Annotated in this window: 12 protein-coding genes and 3 tRNA genes; 3 read left to right on the top strand and 12 right to left on the bottom strand. The window is 49.9% G+C overall.

Annotation, left to right across the window (positions count from 1 at the left end; genetic code table 11):
- Positions 1-127 precede the first annotated feature (127 nt).
- The gene (locus CDA54_RS05330) at positions 128-991 is read left to right on the top strand and encodes a flagellar protein MotY (protein ID WP_099033968.1); all 864 of its coding nucleotides are present in this window, start codon (positions 128-130) and stop codon (positions 989-991) included.
- Positions 992-1,004: 13 nt separating this feature from the next.
- Here CDA54_RS05330 and glpQ read toward each other — a convergent pair whose 3' ends face one another.
- From glpQ to CDA54_RS05270, 12 genes are all read right to left on the bottom strand, one after another.
- Positions 1,005-1,961, bottom strand: coding sequence for a glycerophosphodiester phosphodiesterase (gene glpQ, locus CDA54_RS05325; protein ID WP_229748070.1), 957 nt, complete (start codon positions 1,959-1,961; stop codon positions 1,005-1,007).
- Between the two features lie 14 nt (positions 1,962-1,975).
- Positions 1,976-2,359, bottom strand: coding sequence for a lactoylglutathione lyase (gene gloA, locus CDA54_RS05320; RefSeq protein ID WP_099033966.1), 384 nt, complete (start codon positions 2,357-2,359; stop codon positions 1,976-1,978).
- 10 nt (positions 2,360-2,369) lie between these two features.
- Positions 2,370-3,005 carry an endonuclease III gene (gene nth, locus CDA54_RS05315; RefSeq protein WP_099034091.1) on the bottom strand — a complete coding sequence of 212 codons (636 nt, stop codon included), beginning with the start codon at positions 3,003-3,005 and terminating at the stop codon, positions 2,370-2,372.
- 10 nt (positions 3,006-3,015) lie between these two features.
- Positions 3,016-3,708 carry an electron transport complex subunit E gene (locus tag CDA54_RS05310; RefSeq protein WP_099033965.1) on the bottom strand — a complete coding sequence of 231 codons (693 nt, stop codon included), beginning with the start codon at positions 3,706-3,708 and terminating at the stop codon, positions 3,016-3,018.
- The gene (rsxG, locus tag CDA54_RS05305) at positions 3,701-4,357 is read right to left on the bottom strand and encodes an electron transport complex subunit RsxG (protein ID WP_099033964.1); all 657 of its coding nucleotides are present in this window, start codon (positions 4,355-4,357) and stop codon (positions 3,701-3,703) included. Before rsxG ends, CDA54_RS05310 begins: the two co-directional genes overlap by 8 nt.
- Positions 4,354-5,430, bottom strand: a complete 1,077-nt coding sequence (gene rsxD, locus CDA54_RS05300) for an electron transport complex subunit RsxD (protein ID WP_099033963.1) — start codon at positions 5,428-5,430, stop codon at positions 4,354-4,356. The genes rsxG and rsxD overlap by 4 nt, the downstream gene beginning before the upstream one ends.
- On the bottom strand, positions 5,427-7,511 hold the full coding sequence (gene rsxC / locus CDA54_RS05295) for an electron transport complex subunit RsxC (protein ID WP_229748069.1): 2,085 nt from the start codon (positions 7,509-7,511) through the stop codon (positions 5,427-5,429). The genes rsxD and rsxC overlap by 4 nt, the downstream gene beginning before the upstream one ends.
- Before the next feature lie 27 nt (positions 7,512-7,538).
- Positions 7,539-8,093 carry an electron transport complex subunit RsxB gene (rsxB, locus tag CDA54_RS05290; protein ID WP_099033961.1) on the bottom strand — a complete coding sequence of 185 codons (555 nt, stop codon included), beginning with the start codon at positions 8,091-8,093 and terminating at the stop codon, positions 7,539-7,541.
- The gene (gene rsxA, locus CDA54_RS05285) at positions 8,093-8,674 is read right to left on the bottom strand and encodes an electron transport complex subunit RsxA (protein WP_099033960.1); all 582 of its coding nucleotides are present in this window, start codon (positions 8,672-8,674) and stop codon (positions 8,093-8,095) included. The genes rsxB and rsxA overlap by 1 nt, the downstream gene beginning before the upstream one ends.
- A 157-nt stretch (positions 8,675-8,831) precedes the next feature.
- Positions 8,832-8,908 (bottom strand) — tRNA-Asn (locus tag CDA54_RS05280).
- Positions 8,909-8,933: 25 nt separating this feature from the next.
- Positions 8,934-9,010 (bottom strand) — tRNA-Asn (locus CDA54_RS05275).
- Between the two features lie 25 nt (positions 9,011-9,035).
- A tRNA-Asn gene (locus CDA54_RS05270) sits at positions 9,036-9,112 on the bottom strand.
- A gap of 830 nt (positions 9,113-9,942) precedes the next feature.
- Here CDA54_RS05270 and CDA54_RS05265 point away from each other — a divergent pair.
- Entirely contained in the window at positions 9,943-11,262 is a 1,320-nt protein-coding gene (locus CDA54_RS05265; protein ID WP_373286076.1) for an MATE family efflux transporter, read from the top strand.
- Positions 11,259-13,262 (top strand): excinuclease ABC subunit UvrB, encoded by a 2,004-nt coding sequence (gene uvrB / locus CDA54_RS05260; protein WP_099033959.1) that lies wholly within the window; start codon positions 11,259-11,261, stop codon positions 13,260-13,262. The genes CDA54_RS05265 and uvrB overlap by 4 nt, the downstream gene beginning before the upstream one ends.
- Positions 13,263-13,264: the final 2 nt, after the last annotated feature.

Genomic DNA, 13,264 nt, shown 5'->3' with positions numbered 1-13,264 from the left:
TTCCGGGGCAATTTTGCCATCAAGTGACGGTCGCTGTTGCCGATAAGATGAGTATACTGACTATAGTGTAATCAATCACCTGTGTGTAATCACGGGCTGAGTTCCTCTGCAGATAACAGGAAAAAGCATGAAAAAGTGTATTGTGGTGCTGATGGCAATGCTGGTTTTGCCAACCTCTGCCAGTATCCGGCACTATGCGGCCAAAGTGAACAACTCACAATGGCAGTTACTCAACCAGTCCCGTCTGCAATGCACCCTGAGCCATACCATCCCGGGTTACGGTGATGCGTTGTTTACCAGCCAGGCCAGTAAAGAACTGAATCTGGAATTTGAACTGGCGATGCAGCGGTTGCCAAAAAAGTACGGGGTGGCGGCGGTCTATTCTATACCGCCTTCCTGGATGCCCGGTGCTATGCAAAAAGAAATTGCCGATATGCCTATTCGTAAGCAATTTAACGGCGACTTGCCAGAGCAGGCGGCCTGGACGATTTTGTCTGAACTGGAGAAAGGGTACTGGCCAACAATTTATTATCAGGACTGGTACAACCCTTATGACAAAGTGGCGGTAGGGCTGAATGCCAGTAATTTTGTGAAACAGTATTATAATTTTTCCCGATGTGTGGCGAATTTGTTGCCGTTCAGCTTTGAGGATATCGCCTACTCAGTGCTGACCTATGAAAAAAATTCTGATGAATTTACCCGCCAGTCAAAAAAGAAGCTGAATATGATTGGTGAGTACCTTAAAGAAGATCCGGAACTTGAGCTGGTGTTGCTCGACGCGTACACCGACAGCTACGGTGGTCGCTGGCATAATGAACAGCTCTCCGTGCGTCGTGCAGAAAAGGTGAAAACCTATTTTGCTGACTTGGGGGTGCCTGATGACAGGATTGAGGTTACAGGTCATGGTGAGCGTCGCCATATTGCACCAAACGACAATGAATTCTCCCGCGCAAAAAACCGCCGCGTGGTGATCAGGATGGACAGACTTTAAACTCAGATTCTCTCTATCGGTGTATACGGTCCGGGAAGTCTGTAAAAACACCGTCTACGCCCAGGTCATGTAATACCCTGAGCCATTGTGACCACGTCAGCTCGCCGTGCAGGTCATCCACTCTGAGAGTGTAAGGATGTATCGCCAGTCCGGCTGTTTTAGCATGCCGGACCAGTGGTAACGGCTCTCCGGTGCGGGTGTCGACCAGTTGAGGCAACCAGGGGCCGATGCCCTGGGCGTAGCGGGCAATGTCTTTAAGCCCTGCAACGCTTTGCAGGTAGGTATAATCGGTAGCTGATTCCTGCCAGGAATTTTCACCGATCAGCTGAATAATCGGCAGCCTCGCTCCCAGCTCAGTGCGTAGTCGTTTTATCTCTGAAAAATCAAAGCACTGTAAAAAAATCCTGGCATCGCGGCGATCCAGATTGTGTTCACGTAACAGGGTCAGCACGATTTTGCTGATATCCAGGCCTTCCTTACGATGAAAGGCCGGCGCCTTGATCTCCGGGTACCAGCCTACCTGCTTCTGGGTGCTGCGGTTAAGTTCGCGGATCAGCGCCAGTTGTTCACCGAACGTGGCAATACGAAAGCTGCCATCGCCCTGATAGCGATTCGGATACACCTGCTGCCCCTGCAGATTCCGGCGTTCATGCACACGCAGACGCTTAAGCTCTGACAGCGTGAAGTCGATGACATAGAAGCGACCGTCCTCTCTGGCTCTGTCAGGAAAGTGCCGGGCCACATCGGTCACAGTATCCAGATGGATATCGTGCAGTACCACGGGGATACCCTCTTTGCTCAGCACCAGATCCTGCTCAATATAATCGGCACCCTGAGCATGGGCGAGAATGGCCGCTTCCAAGGTATGCTCCGGCAGATAGCCTGACGCACCACGATGGGCAATAACCAGCGGTTCGGCTATGCTAATGAGACTGAATAAGGCAATGCTCAGCGCCCATAACCGGCTCATTGTTAGCGGACTTTTCATTGACGCTGAATCAGTTCGATAGCGTAACCATCGGGGTCACGGACAAAGGCAATCTCAGTGCTGCCGCCTTTAACCGGACCGGGCTCTCGATATACATCGGCGCCCTGAGACTTGAGTTTGTTGCACAGTGTATAAATATCCTCACAGCCAATGGCGATATGACCAAAGGCTTCGCCCAGCTGATAACTCTCTTTATCCCAGTTATAGGTCAACTCGAGCACGGTATGGTCTTTCTCATCCCCATAACCGACAAAGGCTAGTGTGTAGCGATATTCGGGGTTGTCTGACTGACGCAGTAATTCCATGCCGAATAGCTGAGTATAGAATTCAATTGAACGTTGTAAGTTTCCTACTCTTAGCATGGTATGTAGTAGTCGCATGGGTTCTCCTTCAGAGCTCTGTCTTTTCTTTAAACTCACACAGATCTTCGATCAGACAAGCACCGCAACGGGGCTTTCTGGCTACACAAATGTAGCGGCCGTGCAGGATCAGCCAGTGGTGCACGTCCACTTTAAATTCTTTGGGTACCACTTTCAGTAGTTTCTGCTCGACGTCATTAACATTTTTGCCTTTGGCCAGACCCGTCCGGTTACTGACTCTGAAGATATGGGTGTCGACAGCAATGGTGGGCCAGCCGAATGCCGTATTGAGCACCACATTGGCCGTTTTTCGGCCTACACCGGGCAGCGCTTCCAGTGCCGCTCTGTCTTCCGGAACCTTTGAGTCATGTTGTTCAATCAGAATGCGGCAGGTTTTGATCACATTCTCAGCTTTGGCGTTAAACAGGCCAATGGTCTTGATATACTCTTTCAGCCCTTCAACACCTAACGCCAGAATACTTTCAGGAGTATTGGCTACCGGGTATAGCCTGGCAGTAGCCTTATTGACTCCCACGTCGGTTGCCTGAGCCGAGAGGATGACGGCGATCAATAATTCAAACGGGGTTGTGTAATGAAGTTCCGTCGTCGGATGGGGGTTATCATCGCGCAGGCGGGTGAGCATTTCTCTGCGTTTGAGGTTATTCATAGCCTGACCTTTAGTTTTCTGCTGTGACCCGGGCACGTTCTACGACTTTTTCCGGCGCCCGTGCCAGTTCCTGAAAGCGTTTGTCGAGTGTATTCTTGAGTGCGATCAACAGCCCCATACCAATAAAGGCGCCCGGCGGTAAAATAGCCAGCAAGAAATTATGCTCGGTCTGAAATACCGTGATTAATAAAGATCGGGCCCAGTCACCCAACAGAAACTCGGCACCGACGAATAGCGTGCCATAGCCGAGCAGTTCGCGCATGGCACCGAGCAGAATCAGTACCATTGAAAACCCGATACCCATCATCAGTCCATCGAAGGCAGCGAATTTTATAGGATTTTTAGACGCATAGGCTTCGGCGCGGCCGATGATGGCGCAGTTGGTCACGATCAACGGAATAAAAATCCCCAGCGACTGGTAAAGATTAAACGTAAAGGCATTCATTAAAAGCTGCACTATGGTGACAAAGGCGGCGATAATCATCACGAAAATGGGAATGCGAATTTCATTGGGAACCCAGTTTCGCACCAGAGAAACCGTGGTGTTGGAGCCAATTAACACCAGCGTTGTCGCCAGCCCCAGACCGAGTCCGTTGATCAGCGTGCCGGTTACAGCTAATAACGGGCACAGCCCCAGTAACTGCACCAGCGCAGCATTGTTCTTCCACAGTCCCTGATGAGACAGCGTTTTATATTCACTCATGTTCGCTCTCCGACATGCTTTGTGGCCCACATTGATTGTCAGCCAGAAACAGCGCTTCCTGACGGCCAGCCACAAACTCCAGAGTGTTCTTTACGGCGTTGACTACCGCTCTGGGCGTAATGGTAGCACCAGTAAATTGATCAAAATCGCCACCGTCTTTGCGCACAGCCCAGTTTTTGTGATTCTCCTGAGTCAGGGATTTGCCATTAAACGATAGAATCCAGTCTGAAATACGACGTTCTATTTTATCTCCCAGTCCCGGTGTTTCTCTGTGTTGAAGTACTCTGACCCCACTGACGTTGCCAGCTATATCGACGCCTACTATCAGGCTGATATCACCACTGTATCCATTGGGTGTCATGGTCTCTATGGCCAGCGCCTGAGGCTGACCGTTAAGTCTGGCGCGATAGACGGTTTTTTCCTCTGCGTTACCCAGTAACTCAGGCGCAATCACCCTGGTGCAGTCATGTTCCAGGTCATTATCATGCCAGTCCGGCGGAATAATACTGTTAAGCGTCTTTTGTAGTTCATTGCGTTGCTGTTGTTGAATAACCGGGCTGGTGAACACATCAGTTATTGCGATGAGTCCTGTCGTGACCAGAGCAAATGCCGCCAGAATCAGACCATTTTTTTGCATGCTCTTCGTCATGGTTTACTCACCTTGTTTTTCACCTGGCGGTGGCCGTAGGTCCGCGGGCGGGTGTAGTAATCTATCAGAGGCACCGCCATATTCATCAGCACCACTGCAAAGGCAATCGCATCAGGATAACCACCCCAGGTGCGGATAAGAATGATCCAGATACCGATAGATGCACCAAAAATTAATCTTCCTTTGTCTGTAGTACTCGCCGATACGGGGTCGGTGGCGATAAAAAATGCACCCAGCATGGTGCCACCGCTGAGAAGATGAAAAACAGGGGAGGCAAACAAATCGCTGTTACTGATATGCAGAATACCGGAAAGAAGTGCCATACCGAGCAGCATACTCAACGGAATATGCCATTTAATCGCCCCGGCTTTGATTAAAAACAGCCCACCGGCCAGATAGGCCAGGTTGATCCAGTACCAGCCGATGCCCAGCCCGTCACTGAATTGCGAACTGGTCAGCGCTTCGGTATAGGTCTGACCCATACCTAAATCGGTTTTAACACTGTCCAGCGGAGTGGCCATGGTAAAGCCATCGGCCAGATTGCGGATCTGATTCAGGCTATACCCTTCAGCGGTGAATCCGGTCAAAACCAGATAGCAGGCGTCGACAAAGTCATAGCCTCTGGCGGCCAGCTCCTGGGGAGGTAGCCAGGCGGTCATGGCGACCGGGAAAGACACCAGCAACGCTATATAAGCGGCCATTGCCGGGTTAAACAGGTTGAATCCGAGGCCACCATATAATTGTTTGACGATCGCAATTGCAAAAAACGCCCCGATGGCCGCTACCCACCACTCGGCCAGTGTGGGTAGACACAAAGCCAGTAACAATGCCGTCAGTAAGGCACTGCAATCAGACAATGCTTTCTCAAAGTTCTTTTTACGGATTTCCAGAACCAGCGCTTCGGTAGCCAGTGCTACGGTAGCGGCGATAACAAACTGAATCAGCGTGCCCCAGCCGAAAAACCACAATTGTGCTGCAAAACCGGGCAACGTGGCATAACAAACCAGTCGCATTAACTGAGCAGTGCTGCGTTGATGATACTGGTGAGGGGAACTGGTCAAAGACAGCTTCATGATGAGTTGTTATCCTTCAGGGCTTTTTTGGCCTTGGCTCTGGCAATGGCGGCGGCTACTTTTTGCTTCTTATCGTTATCAGCGGTGATCATCGGTGTATCGATGTCCTGGTGCGTTTGTTCAGGCTCAGGCTTATCAATGCTCCGCTTGTTTTTCTTTTCTTTTGCACGGGCGACAGCGGCGGCTATCCTGGCGGCTTTATCATCCTGCTCATTGCTATCGGTCTGTGTTGATTCAGGGGCACGTTGTTGCGTTGCCTGTTTCTTCGCTTTTGCCCGGGCCACAGCAGCGGCTACTTTGGCGGCTTTGTCATTCTGCTCAGTGCTATCGGTCTGATTCGGTTCGGGGGCACTTTTTTGGGTTGCCTGCTTCTTCGCTTTTGCCCGGGCCACGGCGGCTGCTACTTTGGCGGCTTTATCATCCTGTTCAGTGTTGTCGGTCTGATGCGGTTCGGGGGCACTTTTTTGGGTTGCCTGCCTCTTCGCTTTTGCCCGAGCTACTGCGGCAGCCACTTTATCGGTGGCTTCTGTTGAAGATTGGTCACTATTTTGTTTCGCTTTAGCTCTGGCAAGGGTTGCTGCTACACGGGCACGGCTATCGCCACCATCCTTATCCATCGCAGCTTTTCGGGCCTCACTGGCTCTTTGATGACGGGCTTCGCGTTCAGCTTTTTCCTGTTCCAGACGTTGTTTTCTGAATTCGAATCTTTCCCGGGCTTTGTCAGCTTTTTGTTTTTCGTCTTCCTCGGTGCGTATTTCTGCTTTGGCAATACGATAGTAATGTACCAGCGGAATTTTGCTGGGGCAGACATACGCGCAGGCCCCGCATTCAATGCAATCGAACAGATTATAGTCTTTGGCCTTATCCAGCTCTTTAGCCTGAGCGTGCCAGAAGAGCTGTTGCGGTAACAGTTCGGCAGGGCAGGCATCGGCACAGGCACTGCAACGTATGCAGGGCTGTTCGTCTGCAGCTTCAGGCATTTCCTTGTCATCCGGAGCGAGGATACAGTTGGTGATTTTCACAACCGGTATTTCGGGTGAGGCCAGTTCGAAGCCCATCATCGGGCCACCCATAATCAATTTTTTCCGCTTACCAGGCGTATACCCCGCATGGTCAAGCAGATGTGACACCGGGGTGCCTAACAACCCCCAGACATTGCCCGGTTTTTGCAACGCTTTTCCGGTCAGCGTTACGACTCTTTGCAACAGGGGTTTGCCGGTGAAAATGGCGTCGGCAATGGCATAGCAGGTAGCCACATTCTGCATCACTATACCGACATCCACCGGCAGACCATTGTAGGGCACTTCTCTGTCAGTAAGCACCTGAATCAGCTGCTTCTCACCTCCGGCAGGATACTTCGTGGGTATCGAACATATAATGTAATCAGGGTTTTCCTGACAGGCCACCTTCATGGCGTTTATCGCCTGAGGCTTGTTGTCTTCGATGGCGATCAATACATACTTTGGGTTTAAAAGGTGGCAGAGAATGTCTATCCCCTGGCGTATTTGCCAGCTATGCTCGCGCATCAGGCGATCATCGGCGCTGATATAGGGCTCACACTCGACGCCATTAATGATCAGGAATTCTATATCCTTTTTGGGCGTAACCTTGATGTGAGTCGGAAAACCGGCGCCCCCAAGACCACTGATACCCGCCTGGCAGATTGCCTCCAAAACTTTGGTTTTAGGCTGTTGGCGGTAATCCAGCATGGGTGTTAGTTCTGCCCAGTGTTCTTCACCATCGGGGGTCAGCTCAATGGTCATCTCTGGCAGTCCGGAAGGGTGCGCGGAAACATGCTCGGTAATTGCAGTGATCTCACCTGATGTAGAGGCATGCACCGGCACGGCAAATGGATTCATACTCTGAGTCAGAGCCTCACCTTTACTGACCTTATCACCGATGGCCACCTTTATCTGGCCTTCCACACCAATATGCTGTTTTACGGGTATAAACAGCTTTTCCGGTAACGGCAGGCGCGAAACAGGACTCTGATTAGACAGTTCTTTAAACTGTTGCGGACGGATTCCTCCCGGAAAGTCGGAGAAGCTGCCCTGGCGAATTTTTTCTATCAGTGACTGCAATGGAAATCCTATTAAATCAGATGGTGACTACTCTACGTTTCTTACCGGAATACTGTTTAACTGCCAGCGCCAGGATGAGACCGTAGGTTTCAATGGCACCATATCAATACAATCAACGGGGCAGGGATCCACACACAGATCGCAGCCGGTGCATTCTTCAATCAATACAGTATGCATCTGCTTTGACGCGCCGACGATGGCATCTACCGGGCATGCCTGGATACATTTTGTGCAGCCAATACATTCATCTTCACGGATGTAGGCGACTTTCTTGTTGTCTTCTTCTCCATGAGCGCTATCCAGTGGTTTGGCTTCTACACCCATTAAATCAGCCAGATGTCTGATTGTTGCTTCACCGCCAGGAGGGCACTTATTGATCTCATCGCCCTCAGCGATGGCCTGGGCATAAGGCCTGCATCCGGGGTAACCGCATTGCCCGCATTGGGTTTGCGGTAAAATTGCATCGATTTGGTCCACCAGCGGGTCGCTTTTTACTTTAAAACGCACGGCTGCATAACCAAGAATTAGCCCGAACACTAAGGCCAGAGCACCTATGGCGATAAGAGCAACTAATACCGACATCAGAGTTTAACCAAACCCGTAAAGCCCATAAAGGCCAGTGACATCAGGCCTGCCGTAACCATGGCAATTGAAGCACCTTTAAAGGGGGCAGGGACATTGGCGGCAGCAAGCCGTTCGCGCATGGCGGCAAACAAAACCAGTACCAGTGAAAAGCCCAGTGCGGCGCCCAGACCATAGATGACAGATTCAACAAAGTTATGTTGTTCACGCACGTTCAGCAGAGCCACTCCCAGTACCGCACAATTGGTGGTGATCAGCGGCAGGAAGATGCCCAGCAAGCGGTAGAGTGTGGGACTGGTTTTATGCACGACCATTTCGGTAAATTGCACAACAACAGCGATGACCAGGATAAAGCTCAGCGTTCGCAGGTAACCGATATCCAGGGGGATCAGAATATAGTGCTCAATCAGGTAACTGCTCAGAGATGCCAGTGTCAGTACAAAAGTCGTGGCCATAGACATGCCAATGGCGGTTTCCAGTTTATTTGATACGCCCATAAAGGGACATAAACCGAGAAAATTCACCAACACAAAATTGTTTACCAGCACCGTGCCGATGAGCAGCAGCAAGTATTCAGTCATGCCTTAGTACACAGCCTTATCAGAGCATTAAAAAAGGGGCACCATTATCCGTATTTATGTACTGATTAACAACTTGATATTATTGGGGTTATTCTGTGTGATTCTGTGCAGAAATATGCACACTAATCTGACTTTTCTATGGAATGGTGCTGGTAGATGGCTCCCCCTCCCCGACTCGAACGGGGGACCTGCGGATTAACAGTCCGTCGCTCTAACCAACTGAGCTAAGGGGGAATCGTAATGTGTAGTGGAAGGAATTTGGCTCCCCCTCCCCGACTCGAACGGGGGACCTGCGGATTAACAGTCCGTCGCTCTAACCAACTGAGCTAAGGGGGAATCGTAATGTGTAGTGGAAGGAATTTGGCTCCCCCTCCCCGACTCGAACGGGGGACCTGCGGATTAACAGTCCGTCGCTCTAACCAACTGAGCTAAGGGGGAGCAGAAATTCACGCTGAAAAGAAACAACAAATACATTTGGCGCTGTTTTCAACGGAGGCGAATATTAATGAGGCCATCTGTTACTGTCAACAGCGGATGCGATTATTTTTATCCCTTTATGCTTTTCTGTCTGTTTGCTGACCAATAATGTGGAAATTGGCGATGATAAGCAGGTCAGAAAGTGGAAACAGGTCACTCTTTAGATGCGTATATCAACAACGATAGTTATTCTATTTTGATATTATAATCTGCTTGTCATCTGTATGGATAAACAGCCTTTAACAAAAACGTAACATTGCTATCCGGCACATAAGGTTAGTGCTGACTTACAAAATTTTGTCCACATTCAGGCACAACAGGCACAATCATTGGCGAGTAAGAAGTTATCCACTAAATCTGTGGATAACTATGTTGATGAAACTCTCAATAAAGTGGAAGCACTTATCTTGTTGCTGTCAATAGTCATTTATCAGAATAGGAAGAAATAAATAAAAAGCCAATTAAAACAAATATATACAAGCGTTTCTCCTTGTGGCTGAATAAATCGCTCAACAACTGTTCGATTATTCCATTGACTTGTTAGTTATTTGTTCTGCCTATGGATAAAAATTCCTGTATATCAGCTTTTTAATCCGCTGAACCTGGTGTTTTGTGGCAGGGAGGAGTAACTATCTGTAACACTCTGATTAACCCGTCGGTCGATCAGCCATGGTTTTCTTATCTGCAGTCACCTATCATATCGCTCCTCCGTTAATCTCAAGAGTGACCCAGTGACCCAGACCAATAAACCAGACCTGTTGAACAGCTCTATTCCCGGCACGTTGCGCCGTATGACTGTGCCGATGATTCTGGGCATGATCATGCTGATGACCTTTGGTCTGGTAGACACGTTTTTTGTCAGTCTGTTGGGTACAGAGGAACTTGCGGCTATCAGTTTTACGTTTCCCGTTACTTTTACTTTGATCAGCCTGAATATTGGCCTGGGAATTGGCACATCGGCAACGATAGCCCGCTATCTGGGCGCGGGAAAGTCTCATCTGGCCAGAGAGTTTGGTACCGGCGCACTGATGTTGTCGTTGCTATTAGTAGGCAGTCTGGCATTGATAGGGTTTCTGACCATTGAGCCTGTGTTTAATTTGATGGGTGCCAGCAACACACAGATGGAGCATATAAAAGATTATATGCATATCTGGTACCTTGCCGGAGTGTTTCTGGCCTTTCCCATGGTGGGTAACTCAGTGCTGCGTGCTGCCGGTGACACTAAGACACCGAGTATTATCATGGCCGCCGGAGGGCTCATCAATGCCGCTCTGGATCCGTTGTTGATTTTCGGTTTTGGCCCGATTCCGGCAATGGGGATTCAGGGCGCGGCGATTGCCACTATGATCGCCTGGGGCAGCGGTTGTATCTATATACTTTATTTGCTGGTGCATAAACGTCAGTTGATTTTGCCCAGACTGTTAACTCTGCCTGAGTTCAGGCAGACCAGTACCGAGATACTCAGAATTGGGTTGCCTGCCGCTGGCGCAAATATGCTCACACCTCTGGCTAACGGTATTCTTACCGCGATTGTGGCCACCTATGGTGCTGAGGCGGTGGCCACCTGGGGAGTGGGAAATCGACTGGAATCCATCGCATCCATTGTGATTCTTGCCCTGTCCATGAGTTTGCCGCCCTTTATCAGCCAGAATTATGGTGCCGGTAAAGTGCATCGTGTGCGCCAGGCCTACATGCTGTGCATCGGTTTCGTGTTGGCCTGGCAACTTTTAATATTTGTGGTGTTATGGCTGGCCTCTCCCTATATTGCCATGGCCTTTGCCGAGGAAAAGAAAGTGGCAGAACTGATCCAGCTTTTTCTGCTGATCGTACCGCTCGGGTATGGGCTGCAAGGTGTGATTATTCTGACCAACTCTTCGTTTAATGCGTTGCACCGGCCAATGAGTGCTCTGTGGCTGAGTATATTGCGTCTGTTTGTGTTTTTTGTGCCTGTCTCTTATCTTGGCAGCCTGGTGTATGACCTGGCCGGTATGTTCTGGGCTGGTGTGCTGGCCAACCTTATCACTGCCTGTGTGGCTTTTTTGTGGTTTCGGCGGCGATTACAATACGAACAGACACTCCATTGTCAAAACGTTCAGGAAGCGACTTCATGAGCAGAGGATTTGAACTGGTATCATCCTATAAACCGGCTGGCGATCAGCCCAGGGCCATCGAGGCACTGGTTGAGGGGTTGAATGACGGCCTGGCGAGCCAGACATTGCTCGGAGTAACAGGTTCTGGTAAGACCTTCACCATGGCCAGTGTTATCAATGAAGTGCAACGCCCAACACTGATCCTGGCCCATAACAAAACATTGGCTGCACAGCTGTATGGAGAGATGAAAGAGTTTTTCCCCAATAACGCGGTGGAATATTTTGTCTCCTACTATGACTATTACCAGCCAGAAGCTTATGTGCCTACAACCGATACCTTTATCGAGAAAGATGCTTCTATTAATGATCATATAGAGCAAATGCGACTCTCGGCGACTAAAGCGCTGATGGAGCGACGCGATGTAGTGATCGTATCCAGTGTTTCAGCTATTTATGGTCTGGGTGATCCGGAATCGTACATGAAGATGTTGCTGCATTTGCGCCAGGGCGATCTGATGGATCAGCGGGATATCCTGCGCCGTCTGGCAGAGTTGCAGTATACCCGCAATGATGTGAATTTTGAGCGGGGGACGTTCAGGGTTCGTGGTGATGTGATCGATATCTTTCCCGCCGATTCTGAGCGTGAAGGTATCCGGGTAGAATTGTTTGACGAGGAGATTGAAAAAATCAGTCTGTTCGATCCCCTCACTGGCGCAGTTGAGCGCTCCGTGGTGAGAGCCACGGTATTCCCCAAAACTCACTATGTGACACCCAGAGAGAAAATTCTCGATGCCATAGAGAGAATAAAGGTTGAACTGGCAGATCGCCGTGAGCAGCTGAAATCAGTGAATAAGCTTATCGAAGAGCAGCGTATCAGTCAGCGCTGTCAGTTTGATATTGAGATGATGCTGGAACTGGGGTATTGCTCGGGAATAGAAAACTATTCCCGTTATTTGTCCGGCAGAGATCCCGGCGAGCCCCCTCCGACCCTGATCGATTACTTTCCTGCCGATGGCCTGATGTTCATTGATGAGTCCCATGTGACGGTCTCGCAAATTGGGGCAATGTATAAAGGCGATCGCTCGCGCAAGGAGACGTTGGTTGAATATGGTTTCCGGCTGCCGTCTGCACTGGATAACAGGCCTCTTAAATTCGATGAGTTTGAGACACTTTCACCGCAGACAATCTATGTGTCGGCAACGCCCGGCAATTACGAACTGGAAAAATCCAATGGTGATATCGTGGAGCAGGTGGTGCGGCCCACAGGCTTGATCGATCCGGAAATTGAAGTCAGGCCGGTGGCCACTCAGGTAGACGACTTACTTTCCGAAATCAAACTGCGCAGTAATGTCGATGAACGGGTGCTGGTCACCACATTAACCAAGCGTATGGCCGAGGATTTGAGTGATTACCTCGACGAACATGGCGTCAAAGTACGCTATCTGCACTCAGATATCGACACTGTGGAGCGGATGGAGATTATACGTGATTTGCGGCTGGGGAAATTCGATGTACTGGTAGGTATTAACCTGCTTCGGGAAGGCCTGGATATGCCGGAAGTGTCTCTGGTAGCTATTCTGGACGCGGACAAAGAAGGCTTCTTACGCTCTGAACGATCCCTGATACAAACTATGGGCAGAGCGGCAAGAAACCTTAACGGTAAAGCGATTCTTTATGGCGATGTGATCACCGGATCAATGCAGCGAGCAATAGATGAAACCCAGCGACGTCGTGAGAAACAGATAGCCCATAATCTGGAACATGGCATTACCCCTACCAGTCTGAAAAAATCCGTCACCGATGTGATGGATCTCGGCGGAAGTTGGGTGTCAAACAAGCGACGCAAAGTGGCGGAGTCAGAACAAAAGTATGGGTTACGCTCGCCGGATGAGATCATGAAAAAGATCAGTAGTATTGAAGGCCAAATGTTCGAACATGCCAAAAACCTGGAGTTTGAACAGGCGGCTGCGCTGAGGGATGAGGTTGAAGCCTTACGCCGGCAGTTGGTGGCCTTGTCGTAAAA

Source organism: Lacimicrobium alkaliphilum, from assembly GCF_002591895.1.
GTDB lineage: Bacteria > Pseudomonadota > Gammaproteobacteria > Enterobacterales > Alteromonadaceae > Lacimicrobium > Lacimicrobium alkaliphilum.
Note: the sequence above shows the minus strand (reverse complement) of the source record. Positions and strands in the feature narration are given on the sequence as shown.

What these genes read in the sequence shown, in the direction of transcription:
- glpQ (WP_229748070.1), bottom strand. Translation starts at nt 1,961, where the DNA reads ATGAGCCGGTTATGGGCGCTGAGCATTGCCTTATTCAGTCTCATTAGC.
- CDA54_RS05265 (WP_373286076.1), top strand. Translation starts at nt 9,943, where the DNA reads ATGACTGTGCCGATGATTCTGGGCATGATCATGCTGATGACCTTTGGT.
- rsxD (WP_099033963.1), bottom strand. Translation starts at nt 5,430, where the DNA reads ATGAAGCTGTCTTTGACCAGTTCCCCTCACCAGTATCATCAACGCAGC.
- rsxG (WP_099033964.1), bottom strand. Translation starts at nt 4,357, where the DNA reads ATGACGAAGAGCATGCAAAAAAATGGTCTGATTCTGGCGGCATTTGCT.
- gloA (WP_099033966.1), bottom strand. Translation starts at nt 2,359, where the DNA reads ATGCGACTACTACATACCATGCTAAGAGTAGGAAACTTACAACGTTCA.
- nth (WP_099034091.1), bottom strand. Translation starts at nt 3,005, where the DNA reads ATGAATAACCTCAAACGCAGAGAAATGCTCACCCGCCTGCGCGATGAT.
- uvrB (WP_099033959.1), top strand. Translation starts at nt 11,259, where the DNA reads ATGAGCAGAGGATTTGAACTGGTATCATCCTATAAACCGGCTGGCGAT.
- CDA54_RS05310 (WP_099033965.1), bottom strand. Translation starts at nt 3,708, where the DNA reads ATGAGTGAATATAAAACGCTGTCTCATCAGGGACTGTGGAAGAACAAT.
- rsxA (WP_099033960.1), bottom strand. Translation starts at nt 8,674, where the DNA reads ATGACTGAATACTTGCTGCTGCTCATCGGCACGGTGCTGGTAAACAAT.
- CDA54_RS05330 (WP_099033968.1), top strand. Translation starts at nt 128, where the DNA reads ATGAAAAAGTGTATTGTGGTGCTGATGGCAATGCTGGTTTTGCCAACC.
- rsxB (WP_099033961.1), bottom strand. Translation starts at nt 8,093, where the DNA reads ATGTCGGTATTAGTTGCTCTTATCGCCATAGGTGCTCTGGCCTTAGTG.